At 65.3% G+C, this 11,066-nt stretch carries 11 protein-coding genes; 2 read left to right on the forward strand and 9 right to left on the reverse strand.

From position 1 onward, the window contains the following. Nucleotides 1–39: 39 nt before the first annotated feature. The 8 genes from ccoS to ccoN all read right to left on the reverse strand — a co-directional run bounded on the left by ccoS (nt 40) and on the right by ccoN (nt 8,047). Nucleotides 40–180: a cbb3-type cytochrome oxidase assembly protein CcoS gene (ccoS, locus tag GGR00_RS16060; protein WP_055981778.1), complete on the reverse strand. Its 141-nt coding sequence runs from the start codon at nt 178–180 to the stop codon at nt 40–42. Next, complete coding sequence (locus GGR00_RS16065; RefSeq protein WP_184699978.1) at nt 177–2,450, reverse strand: cation-translocating P-type ATPase; 2,274 nt, start codon at nt 2,448–2,450, stop codon at nt 177–179. The genes ccoS and GGR00_RS16065 overlap by 4 nt, the downstream gene beginning before the upstream one ends. Further along, complete coding sequence (locus tag GGR00_RS16070; protein ID WP_184699979.1) at nt 2,447–2,944, reverse strand: FixH family protein; 498 nt, start codon at nt 2,942–2,944, stop codon at nt 2,447–2,449. The genes GGR00_RS16065 and GGR00_RS16070 overlap by 4 nt, the downstream gene beginning before the upstream one ends. After that, nucleotides 2,941–4,497, reverse strand: a complete 1,557-nt coding sequence (gene ccoG, locus GGR00_RS16075) for a cytochrome c oxidase accessory protein CcoG (RefSeq protein WP_184699980.1) — start codon at nt 4,495–4,497, stop codon at nt 2,941–2,943. The genes GGR00_RS16070 and ccoG overlap by 4 nt, the downstream gene beginning before the upstream one ends. Before the next feature lie 164 nt (nt 4,498–4,661). After that, nucleotides 4,662–5,525, reverse strand: coding sequence for a cytochrome-c oxidase, cbb3-type subunit III (ccoP, locus tag GGR00_RS16080; protein ID WP_184699981.1), 864 nt, complete (start codon nt 5,523–5,525; stop codon nt 4,662–4,664). A gap of 3 nt (nt 5,526–5,528) precedes the next feature. Then, the gene (locus GGR00_RS16085) at nt 5,529–5,678 is read right to left on the reverse strand and encodes a CcoQ/FixQ family Cbb3-type cytochrome c oxidase assembly chaperone (RefSeq protein ID WP_055981764.1); all 150 of its coding nucleotides are present in this window, start codon (nt 5,676–5,678) and stop codon (nt 5,529–5,531) included. 10 nt (nt 5,679–5,688) lie between these two features. Next, nucleotides 5,689–6,420, reverse strand: a complete 732-nt coding sequence (gene ccoO / locus GGR00_RS16090) for a cytochrome-c oxidase, cbb3-type subunit II (RefSeq protein ID WP_055981761.1) — start codon at nt 6,418–6,420, stop codon at nt 5,689–5,691. Between the two features lie 10 nt (nt 6,421–6,430). Then, nucleotides 6,431–8,047, reverse strand: coding sequence for a cytochrome-c oxidase, cbb3-type subunit I (ccoN, locus tag GGR00_RS16095; protein ID WP_055981760.1), 1,617 nt, complete (start codon nt 8,045–8,047; stop codon nt 6,431–6,433). Nucleotides 8,048–8,200: 153 nt separating this feature from the next. On the opposite strand from ccoN, the gene GGR00_RS16100 reads away from it, so the two are divergent. Further along, the gene (locus tag GGR00_RS16100) at nt 8,201–8,680 is read left to right on the forward strand and encodes a hemerythrin domain-containing protein (protein WP_184699982.1); all 480 of its coding nucleotides are present in this window, start codon (nt 8,201–8,203) and stop codon (nt 8,678–8,680) included. Between the two features lie 9 nt (nt 8,681–8,689). On the opposite strand, the gene GGR00_RS16105 is transcribed toward GGR00_RS16100, so the two are convergent. Next, entirely contained in the window at nt 8,690–9,415 is a 726-nt protein-coding gene (locus GGR00_RS16105; protein WP_055981753.1) for a Crp/Fnr family transcriptional regulator, read from the reverse strand. A gap of 149 nt (nt 9,416–9,564) precedes the next feature. Here GGR00_RS16105 and hemN point away from each other — a divergent pair, with 149 nt between their 5' ends. Beyond that, nucleotides 9,565–10,911, forward strand: coding sequence for an oxygen-independent coproporphyrinogen III oxidase (gene hemN / locus GGR00_RS16110; RefSeq protein WP_184699983.1), 1,347 nt, complete (start codon nt 9,565–9,567; stop codon nt 10,909–10,911). The last annotated feature ends 155 nt before the right edge of the window (nt 10,912–11,066 follow it).

Consider the following 11,066-nt stretch of genomic DNA (forward strand, 5'->3'; position numbering starts at 1 on the left):
CACAGGCCCTCGGGCTGCCGCAGCAATTTTGTCCGCGACCTAGTCGTCGTCGACCAGGATACGTTCGGCTGCGCCATCCATGTCGTCATACTGGCCGCTGTTGAGCGACCAGAGAAACGCCGCAAGGCCAAGCCCGCCGAGGAGAAGTGCTACGGGAAGCAGGAACAACAGTCCGGTCATGATGCCATTGCCTCCTTGATCGGAAAGGGCTGCCCCGGCTCGGTCGCGGGCCGCGACAGCTTCGTCTTGCCGGTGCCGAGGCGCAATCCGTTGGCAATGACAATAACCGAAGATCCCGACATGGCCAAAGCTGCAACCAAGGGCGTGACGTAGCCGAGCAGTGCAATCGGCACGGCGACGGCATTGTAGACGATCGCCAGCACCAGATTCTGCCGGATCAGGCGGCTGGCCTCCCTGGATGTTGCAAGCGTCAGAGGGATGGCCGAGAGGCTTTCGCGCAGGAAGACGAAATCGGCGGCGCTGCGTCCGATGTCGGCAGCGCTCGCAGGGGCCATCGATACGTGCGCCGCAGCCAGGGCCGGCGCGTCGTTGAGCCCGTCACCGACCATCAGCACCTTGCGTCCTTCTGCCTTGAGTGTTTCCAGCCGCTCGACCTTGCCGCTGGGTAGCGCGCCCGAAGAGGTCTGGTCGATGCCAAGCGCCGCGGCGACGGATGCGACCGCATCCGGCCGGTCGCCGGAGACGATCTCGACTGCCATGCCCCTGCCGCGCAGCGCCTCGATGGCTGCGCCAGCGCCGGCGCGCAGCCGGTCCTCAAAGACGAATTCACCGAGGCGGGCACCGTTCTTCGACAGCACCGTGCCGGCGGCGGTGTTCGCCCTATCCAACGCCCAGGCGGCGCGGCCCAGCCGGTAAGTGTCGGTCCCGATCCTGGCCTCAAGTCCGAACCCGGGAATCTCGTCGATGGCGTCGAACGCCCATTCCTTTGCCGGCTTTACAGCGCGGGTTTCGGCGAGAGCGCGGGAAATCGGATGGCGCGAATGCAGGCCGATCGCGGCTGCTAGCGCCAGCACGTCGGGCGCGGTTTCGTTGGCATTGACCAGCCGCGGCCTGCCGAGCGTCAGCGTGCCGGTCTTGTCGAAGACGACGGTGTCGATCTCCGCCAGACGCTCCATGGCCGAGCCGTCCTTGACCATGATGCCGTTCTCGAACAGGCGCCGCGCGGCTGCGACCTGGACGATCGGCACGGCAAGGCCGAGCGCGCAGGGGCAGGTGATGATCAGCACGGCAATGGCGATGGTGATCGCCTGATGCCAGTTGCCGTCGGCGACCATCCAGCCGAGAAAGGTCAGGAAGGCGGTGAGGTGCAGGATCGGGGCGTAGAGTGCGGCGGCCCGGTCGGCGATGCGGCGATAGCCACCGCGGCCGCTCTCAGCGGCCTCCATCAGCCGCATCATTTCGGCGAGGAACGAATCCTGCGCCGCCGCGGTGGCCTCGATGGTCAGCGGACCGGTCAGGTTGAGGGTGCCTGCGCGCAGCGAGGCGCCGGCCTCGACGACAACGGGAGCGCTTTCGCCCGAGACGATGGCGCAGTCCAGTTCCGAGCGGCCCTTGAGCACACGGGCGTCGACAGGCACGCGTTCGCCCGCCGCCAGCAGTATGTGCGCGCCGGGCCTGATGTCGCTGACCGGCAGGTAGGCGCTGCTGCCGTCGGTGTTGAGCACGGTAGCGCCGCGGGCGGCGAGCCGGGCGAGGCCCTTGACGGCGACGCGGGCGCGCTCGCGCATGACGTGGTCGAGCGTGCGGCCGATCAGCAGGAAGAACAGCAGCGAGGCCGAGGCATCGAAATAGGCGTGCGGGCCGCTGTTGGCGGTGTCGTAGAGGCTCATGCTGTAGGCAAGCAGGATGCCGATGGAAATCGGTACGTCCATGTTGGTGCGGCCGTTGCGCAGGGCACCCCAGGCGGAACGGAAGAAGATGCGTCCGGCATAGGCAAGGGCCGGCAAGGCGATCAGCGCGGAGATCCAATGGAACAGGTCGCGGGTCGCATCGGTCGCGCCGGACCATACCGACACCGACAGCAGCATGATGTTGCCTGCGGCGAAGCCGGCGATGCCCAATCCCCGGATGAGTTCGGCAAGCGTCTCGTCCTTCTCGTCGGCGCCTTGCTCGAACAGGTGGCTTTCATAGCCCAGCCGCCCCAGCGCCTCGGCGATGTCGGGAGTGGCCGCATCCTCGCGCCAGCGCACCGAGACCCGCTTTGTCGACAGGTTGACCCGGGCATGGTCGACGCCGTCAAGGTGGCCAAGCGCGGCCTCGATGTTGGTCATGCAGGCGCCGCAATGCACCCCGGGCACGGAGAGGTCGGCCTGGCGCAGGCCGCCTGGCAGGGCACGGCTGGACAGCGCCAGCTCTTCACGGGCGGGGCCCTTGGCGACAGCCGAGGGCAGGCTGAGGGCGGTATCGGCGTCGGGACCACAGCAGTTCATTTCAGCGCTCCGTCGGCGACGACGATCCGGCGTGTCTCCCTGTAGGAGGTGCCGTCCGCCATCCTTGCCTTGGTGTTGACGATCCAGATGCCGTCACGCACGGCGGCAAGGGCGGCGAAGTTTCCAGTGTCCTTGCCGGTGAGCGTCACCTGCCAGTCCTCGGCCTCGTAGGCCGGGCGACGGAAAGCCGCGACGACGCTTTCGGCCCGAACAGGCGTTCCGGACGCATCGTCCAGGCTGTAGCGGATCTCGCCGTCGGCGATCTTCAGCGTCGTTTTCCAGCCGAGAGCCGCCTGGGCGCGGGATTCAGCCACGCGCTCGTTGAACTCCTGGCTGGCGACGTAGGTGTTCTGCACGACAAGGCCGGTCCAGCTGGTGTTGGCGAAGGTCGCCATGAGCAGGTTGACCGAGATGATGACGCCGAAGAAGGCGACCATGATCGTCAGCATGTGCCAGCCGGTGAACTGTCTGGGCTGACCGGAGCGAGGGGTCATCTGGCTGCCTCCGGAACGTTGAACTTGGCGACATAGGTATCCGACTCGGCGCTTGCCTTGTCCTCGACGACGAACGTGAAGCTTTGTCCCTCGGCGAGGTTTTCACGCGGCAGGCGGACATAGACCTTGATGGTCTTGAGCCTGTCCGGCTCGGCTTCGACGGTGACCGAGCGGCTCTCGGGCTGGTCCATGCCGACGACGCTCATCATCGCCTCCGGCAGCCCCTCCATGCTGAGCACGATGGTGCGCGGCTCGGGCACCATGTTGAGCAGCTTGACGGTGTAGCCGTTGCGGATCGAGCCGTCGGCGAGGCGCACGAATTGCGGGTTGCGGTCCTGCAGCACGTTTACTTCGAGCCGGTCGCGGCTGAGCAGGGCAACGAGCAGCGCGACGCCGATCATGCTCCAGGCGCCGGCATAGACCAGGGTGCGCAGGCGGAAGATGCGGCCAAGGCGGAAGTGGGCGATGGCGGCATTGAGCTTGCCTTCGGGGTTGCGGACGCGCTTGGGATCGATCCTGGCGGTGACCGGATCGGTGGCGATCGCCATGTTCGACTGGTAGTCGGCCAGCGTGGCGTAAGAAATCAGGCCGCGTTCCTTGCCGATCTTGTCCATGACGCTGTCGCAGGCGTCGATGCAGAGCGCGCAGGTGATGCATTCGAGCTGCTGGCCGTCGCGGATGTCGATGCCCATCGGGCAGACCGCCACGCAAGCGTTGCAGTCGACGCAATCGCCGACGCTAAGCCCTTCGGCCACCGCCTTCTTGGCGTGGCGCGAACGCGGTTCGCCACGCCAGTCGTTATAGGTGACGGTCAGCGAGTTCTCGTCGAGCATGGCTGCCTGGATACGCGGCCACGGGCACATGTAGGTGCAGACCTGCTCGCGCATCAGGCCGCCAAAGATGTAGGTCGTGGCGGTGAGGATGGCGACGGTCATGTAGGCGACGGGGGCGGCCTGGCCGGTCACGAAGTCGCCCAGCAGCGTCGGGGCGTCGGCGAAATAGAAAATCCACGCGCCGCCGGTGGCGACGGCGATTACGAGCCAGGTTGCGTGCTTGGCAACGCGCTTCCAAAGCTTGTCGAACGACCAGGGGGCGCCGTCGAGCTTGATGCGGGCGTTGCGGTCGCCCTCGATGCCGCGTTCGACCACCAGGAACAGGTCGACCCACACGGTCTGCGGGCAGGTGTAGCCGCACCAGGCACGGCCGACTGTCGAGGTGACGAGGAACAGGCCGATGCCGGCCATCACCAAGAGGCCGGCGACGTAGAAGAATTCCTGCGGCCAGATCTCGATGGCGAAGAAGTAGAAGCGGCGGTTGGCGATGTCGAGCAGCACCGCCTGGTCGGGTGCATAGGGGCCACGGTCCCAGCGGATCCACGGCGTCAGGTAGTAGATGCCCAGCGTGATCAGCATGATCAGCCATTTGAACTGGCGGAATCGACCGGAGGCGCGCTTGGGAAAGACCTTCTTGCGCGCGCTGTACAGCGGCTGGCGGGTCTTGGCGGAGTTGACCGCCTCTACCTCGAGCCTCTCGACTTCGGTCTCGTCAAGCATTTACGTCTCCTGCAACCCATCACCGGGGTTGGCCTGTTATGCCCGGCCGGCTGTCTGCCGGCCTTGACCCAGGTCAATCCCCGGGTCTCTTGCGCGTCGAGGCCCGGCATTGCTGCCGAGCCTCTGCCCCCGCCCTTCGACCATCACCCATTGGCGATGGAGGGTTATTCGCCGCCACCGAGCGAATGGACGAAGATGGCAAGCTCCTTGACCTTCACGTCGCCCAGGCGCTCGCCCCAGGCGGGCATGGCGCCGTGCTTGGGCTGGCGCACCTGCCGGGCGATCGCGGCTTGCCCGGAGGCATAGAGAGCGATGGCGTCGGTCAGATCTGGCGCGCCCATTTCCTTGTTGCCCTTGGCGTTTTCGCCATGGCAGGCGGCACAGTTGTCGGCGAAGACCTGAGCGCCGGCCGGCACCAGGTCGGGCGTGTCGGCCTGGCCCTCGAGGCTGGCGACATAGGCTGCAACCTCGTTGATCTGCTGCGGCTCGAGGACATCGGCGAAGGCCGGCATCTCCGAGACGTGCGTGTCCTCGTCGCCGTCAAAGCGGACGCCATGCGCGATGGTCTGGTAGATCTGGTCGATGTTGCCGCCCCACAGCCATTCGTCGTCGTTCAGGTTGGGGAAGCCGGGCGAGCCCTGCGCGCCCGAACCATGGCACTGTATGCAGTTGACCTTGAAGGCTGCCGAACCGGCGGCGGTGGCGAACTGCCTGAGGTTCTGGTCGGCCAGGATCTCGCCGACGCTCTTCGCCTTCACCGCCTCGACATAGGCGCTCTTGGCCTGCTCTGCGGCGGCGAGTTCATTCTTGACGTCGGCGCGGCTGGAATAGCCCAGAAAGCCGGTCGTCGTGGTGCTGATCAGCGGCCATGCCGGATAGGCGATGCTGTAGACCAGCGCCCAGACGATGGTGGCGTAGAAGGTCCACAGCCACCAGCGCGGCATCGGATTGTTGAGCTCCTGGATGCCGTCCCATTCGTGCCCGGTGGTCTCGACGCCGGACAGTTCGTCGATTTGCTTTTCGCTCACAGATCAATCCTCCTTGAGCGGAATTTGTGCGGCCTGTTCGGCCGCCTCGCGGCTGCCCGGCCGAAGCGCGAAGATCACGGCGCCGATGAAGAAGACGGTCATTGCCAGCAGCGCCCAGCTGTCGGCGAATTGTCTCAACGTGGTGTAGTCCATGACAAATCTCCTAGCGGTAGTCGGCGGACGCATCGTAGGTCGAGAAGTCGACCAGCGTGCCCAGCATCTGCAGGTAGGCGACCAGCGCATCCATTTCGGTCAGCGCCGCCGGGTTGCCGTCGAAGTCGCCGAGCTTGGCCTTGGGATAGCGGGCGAGCACGCCCGAGGTGTCGGCATTGGGGTCGGCCTGTGCCCTGATGTCGGCCTCGGCGCTGGCGATCATCTCGTCGCTGTAGGGAACGCCGACACGCCGGTTGGCCGTCAGGTCGTAGCTGATGGTGTCGACAGCCAGCGGCGTCTCCTTGAGGAAGGCGTAGCTCGGCATCACCGATTCCGGCACCACCGAACGCGGTTCGATCAGGTGCTGGACGTGCCATTCGTTGGAGTAGCGGTTGCCGACGCGGGCGAGGTCCGGGCCGGTGCGCTTCGATCCCCACTGGAAGGGGTGATCGTACATTGACTCGGCAGCCAGGCTGTAGTGGCCGTAGCGCTCCACCTCGTCGCGGAACGGCCGGATCATCTGGCTGTGGCAGGTGTAGCAACCCTCGCGGATGTAGATGTTGCGTCCCGCCAGCTCCAGCGGCGAGTAGGGACGCATGCCCTCGACCTTCTCGATGGTGTTTTCGAGGTAGAAGAGCGGCGTGATCTGGACGAGGCCGCCGATGCTGACGACCAGCAGCGTGCCGACCAGCAGGAGCGTCGCGTTCTTCTCGATGGTCTTGTGTTTGTCGAGCAGTGCCATGTCGGGCTCCTTACTGGGCAGGCTGGATTGCAGGGGCCGCGCCGGGCAGCGGCTCTTCCTGGCGCACGTGGCCGCGGATGGTCATGTAGACGTTGAAGGCCATGACCAGCGCACCGGCGAGGAACATCAGGCCGCCAATGGTGCGGACGATGTAGTAGGGGACCATGGCCGCGACGCTTTCGGCGAAGGAATAGACCAGGAAGCCCTGCTCGTCGTATTCGCGCCACATCAGGCCCTGGCTGATGCCGGCAACCCACATGACGGCGGCGTAGACGACGATGCCGAGGGTGGCGAGCCAGAAGTGCCAGGTGACCATGCGCATCGAGTAGAGGCGTTCACGACCCCACAGGCGCGGCACCAGGAAGTAGATGGCGCCGAAGGTGATCATGCCGTTCCAGCCGAGCGCGCCGGAATGGACGTGGCCGATGGTCCATTCAGTGTAGTGGCTGAGTGAGTTGACAGCCTTGATCGACATCATCGGGCCCTCGAAGGTCGACATGCCGTAGAAGGCGATGGCCACCACCATCATGCGGATGATCGGATCGGTGCGGATCTTGTCCCAGGCCCCGGACAGCGTCATCAGGCCGTTGATCATGCCGCCCCAGGACGGCATCCACAGCATGATCGAGAACACCATGCCGAGCGTCTGCGCCCAGTCGGGCAGGGCGGTGTAGTGCAGGTGGTGCGGGCCGGCCCAGATGTAGAGGAAGATCAGCGACCAGAAGTGGATGATTGACAGCCGGTAGGAATAGACCGGGCGTTCGGCCTGCTTGGGCACGAAGTAGTACATCATGCCGAGGAAGCCGGCGGTGAGGAAGAAGCCGACGGCATTGTGGCCGTACCACCATTGCGTCAGCGCATCCTGCACGCCCGAGAACAGCGAGTAGCTCTTCGAACCGAGGAACGACGCCGGCACCGCCAGGTTGTTGACGATGTGCAGCATGGCGATGGTGACGATGAAGGCGAGGTAGAACCAGTTGGCCACATAGATATGCGGCTCCTTGCGGTTCAGGATCGTGCCGAGGAAGACGATGAGGTAGGCGACCCAGACGACTGTCAGGAAGATGTCGACATACCACTCCGGCTCGGCATATTCGCGGCTCTGGGTGATGCCCAGGAGGTAGCCGGTGGCTGCCATGATGATGAACAGCTGATAGCCCCAGAACACGTACCAGGCGAGATTGCCGCCGAACAGGCGGGCGCGCGACGTGCGCTGGACCACGTAGAAGGACGTGGCGATCAGCGCATTGCCGCCGAAGGCGAAGATCACGGCCGAGGTGTGCAGCGGGCGCAGGCGCCCGAAGTTCAGCCATGGCTCGATGTTGAGGTCGGGGAAGGCAAGCTGCGCCGCAACGATGACGCCGACGAGGAAGCCGGTCACGCCCCAGAAGACGGTGGCGATGACGCCGTATCGGACCGGCCCGTCCATGTAGGGCGAGTTGTCCTCGGCGGAAACGCCGGCGGGCGCGTAGCTGCTGGTGCGCATCAGGACGATGACGCTCGCGGTCAGCACGAAGAACAGCACCCACATATGGGCGCCGAACTGGCTGTCCTTGGCGAAGGCTGCGCCGAGCAAGGCGGCAAAGGCCGCCAATGCCAGCAGGATGGTTTCCATAGCGTATTTCATGAGCGATCCCCGACGGTAGCTGGGCGCCGAAAGCTCGCGTCGGCACCAGACGGCACACATCCATGACAATTGCCCACACTGCCTTGATCTGGATCAAGGTCAAGCGCGGCCCGCCGGACCAGCCTTGGGGCAAAGAGGAAGTTTCGAAACAAGATGAATGCGCGCTGGGAAATGCAGGCCGGACCGGAGGACGCGGCTCTACTTGACGCTGTGGCAGCCATACATAGCGCACATGCCGAAATGCTTTCGCTGTGCGACAGGCTGGAGGAAATCGCCGACTCGCTGCCCAACGAGATCGACCGGCGCAGCTGCGTGCTGGCGGCAAGGGCGCTCGGACCGGCGATGGTCAAGGTCCATCGTTTCGAGGAACAACGGCTGCATCCGCAGTTTGCCGCGCGACTGGCGCACAGCGGCGAAGCGCGCGAGACGGTCGCGCGGCTCAAGAACGAGCATTTCGAGGATGAAGGTTATGCCGCCGAGTTGCGCGATGCGCTGCGCGCGACGGCACGCAGCGGCAAGGCGGAAAATCCCGAGACCCTGGGCTTCATGCTGCGCGGGTTCTTCGGGGCGTTGCGGCGGCACATCGCCTTCGAGCGCGACCATGTGCTGGCGCTGCTGTCGTCCGGCGGGTGAACGGGGCAATCAGACGTTGGCGCGACGTTCCAGCCTGGCCACGTCGAAGACGGTGATGTGGCGGTTGTTCTCGACCGCGATCAGGCCGTCCTTGCGCAGCTTGGTCAGCTGCCGGCTCACCGTCTCGATGGTCAGGCCGAGGAAATCGGCGATGTCGGCCCGGGTCAGCGGCAGGTCGAAGCTGACCTCGCCACCGAGCTCCTTTTCCGGGTCGGAATGGCGGGCGATGAGATGGAGGAACGACGCAACCCGTTCCGCCGCCGTCTTGCGGCCGAGCGTCAGCATCCAGTCGCGCGCTTCGTCGAGCTCGTTGAGCGCCTGCACGTGCAGCCTGTGGCCGAGCTCGGGCGACAGCTCGATCATGCGGTCGAGCGACTTCTTGGGGAAGGCGCAGACGCGCACCGGGGTCGCTGCCTCGGCGGTGATCGAGCTCTCGTGCTTGAACGGGCGGCCGATGAAATCCGGCGCGAACTGCAGTCCGACGATCTGCTGGCGGCCGTCGGGCAAGGTCTTGGTCAGCTTGACCACGCCGGCGAGCACATTGGCGTAGCTGTCGATGGTGTCGGCATCCGACACCAGCACCGTGCCCGGATCGACCTTGCGCTTGGTGGTGTGACGGCTGAGCTCGACCAGCTGGTCGGTGGTCAACGCACCGCAAACGCCGCGATGCCGTGCCTCACAGGAGCGGCACAGCGCGGGTATCTCAGAATTGTGAATGTCCTGGCGGATGGTCATCGCGTCGTCCGGCGTCTGATTTGATCAATCTAGGGACCGCGGGGCGTAAAAGGAACCGTGTCATTGTGTCTCCCGCCGCGGCTTTGTTGATCCAGGTCAAGGTGTTGCCGCTGCGTCCGTCGCAACCTTGGCCATTGACGGAGACGACCATGGACAAAACCCTCGTCGAAAAATACGCCGCACCTGTGCCGCGCTACACCAGCTACCCGACAGCGCCGCACTTCAGCGCGGACATATCGTCGGCAACCTATGGCGACTGGCTGCGGGCGCTGCCGAAGGGGGCGTCCGCGTCGCTCTATGTCCACATCCCCTATTGCGACCGGCTGTGCTGGTTCTGTGCCTGCCACACCAAGCAGACGCGGCAATATGAGCCCGTGGCGCGCTACCTCAAGGCGCTCGACGCCGAGATCGGCAGCATTTCCGCGCTGACCGGCAACAGGCTCAACGTCACGGCGCTGCATTTCGGCGGCGGTTCGCCAACATTGCTCGAGGCCGCCGACATCCTCGCCTTGGGCGGCAGGCTGCGTGACAGCTTCGCCTTCGCGACCGATGCCGAGATCAGCGTCGAGATGGACCCCAACGACATGGACGAGGCGCGCTTCGATGCGCTGGCAGCAATCGGGATGACGCGCGCCAGCCTCGGCGTGCAGGATTTCGACGAACGCGTGCAGCGGACGATCAACCGCGAGCAGACCTTCGACCAGACGAAATGGGTCGTCGATGCCGTGCGGGCGCGCGGCGTGGGTTCGGTCAATCTCGACATGCTCTATGGACTGCCGCACCAGACGCTCGACAGCATCGAGGCAACGACCGGGCTGGTGCTGTCGCTTCGCCCGGATCGCATCGCGCTGTTCGGCTATGCGCATGTGCCGTGGATGAAGAAGCATCAGACCATGATCGACGAGGCGCTGCTGCCCGACGCGGCGGCTCGACTTGAGCAGGCGGAGGTGGCCACCAGATTGATCCTGGATTCTGGTTACGAAGCGGTCGGCATGGACCATTTCGCACTGCCGGGGGACAGCCTTGCTGCTGCCGCTCGTTCAGGCACGCTGCGGCGCAACTTCCAGGGTTACACCACCGACCAGGCCGACGCCCTGATCGGGCTCGGCGCCTCGTCGATCGGGCTGTTGCCGCAAGGCTACGTCCAGAACATGCCGGCGACAGGCGAATATGAGCGCCGCGTGCTGGCCGGCGGGCTGGCCACGGTGCGCGGCGTGGCGCTTTCCGATGCCGACCGGATGCGCTCCTGGGTCATCGAACGGCTGATGTGCGACTTTTCCGTCTCGCGCTGCGAGCTGCTGGCCCGCTTCGGCGAGATGGCCCGCGCGGTCATCGCCGAGGCCGAGTTGCTGGCCGCCAACGACCGCGACATCTTCACCCGTGCCGGCAACCGCTTTGTCGTCACCGAGCGCGGCAAACCCTTCGTCCGCTCCATCGTCGCTCATTTCGACGCCTATCTCGGGCGGGGAACGGCGCGCCACTCGGTCGCCGTCTGATCGCAGGGGTATTGGTGCGTCGCGTCAATTTCCTGTATGCACGCCGTGCGAGGCGGACGGCGAACAGGAACGGACCTGATGAAGCTTACGGTATTTGGGATCGGCTATGTCGGTCTTGTGCAGGCTGCGGTGCTGGCGGAGGTCGGGCATGACGT

It is taken from the genome of Aminobacter aganoensis (genome assembly GCF_014206975.1).
GTDB lineage: Bacteria > Pseudomonadota > Alphaproteobacteria > Rhizobiales > Rhizobiaceae > Aminobacter > Aminobacter aganoensis.

Coding starts and splice junctions, on each gene's coding strand:
- ccoS (WP_055981778.1), bottom strand. CDS start 180: ATGACCGGACTGTTGTTCCTGCTTCCCGTAGCACTTCTCCTCGGCGGG.
- GGR00_RS16065 (WP_184699978.1), bottom strand. CDS start 2,450: ATGAACTGCTGTGGTCCCGACGCCGATACCGCCCTCAGCCTGCCCTCG.
- GGR00_RS16070 (WP_184699979.1), bottom strand. CDS start 2,944: ATGACCCCTCGCTCCGGTCAGCCCAGACAGTTCACCGGCTGGCACATG.
- ccoG (WP_184699980.1), bottom strand. CDS start 4,497: ATGCTTGACGAGACCGAAGTCGAGAGGCTCGAGGTAGAGGCGGTCAAC.
- GGR00_RS16085 (WP_055981764.1), bottom strand. CDS start 5,678: ATGGACTACACCACGTTGAGACAATTCGCCGACAGCTGGGCGCTGCTG.
- ccoO (WP_055981761.1), bottom strand. CDS start 6,420: ATGGCACTGCTCGACAAACACAAGACCATCGAGAAGAACGCGACGCTC.
- ccoN (WP_055981760.1), bottom strand. CDS start 8,047: ATGAAATACGCTATGGAAACCATCCTGCTGGCATTGGCGGCCTTTGCC.
- GGR00_RS16100 (WP_184699982.1), top strand. CDS start 8,201: ATGAATGCGCGCTGGGAAATGCAGGCCGGACCGGAGGACGCGGCTCTA.
- GGR00_RS16105 (WP_055981753.1), bottom strand. CDS start 9,415: ATGACCATCCGCCAGGACATTCACAATTCTGAGATACCCGCGCTGTGC.
- hemN (WP_184699983.1), top strand. CDS start 9,565: ATGGACAAAACCCTCGTCGAAAAATACGCCGCACCTGTGCCGCGCTAC.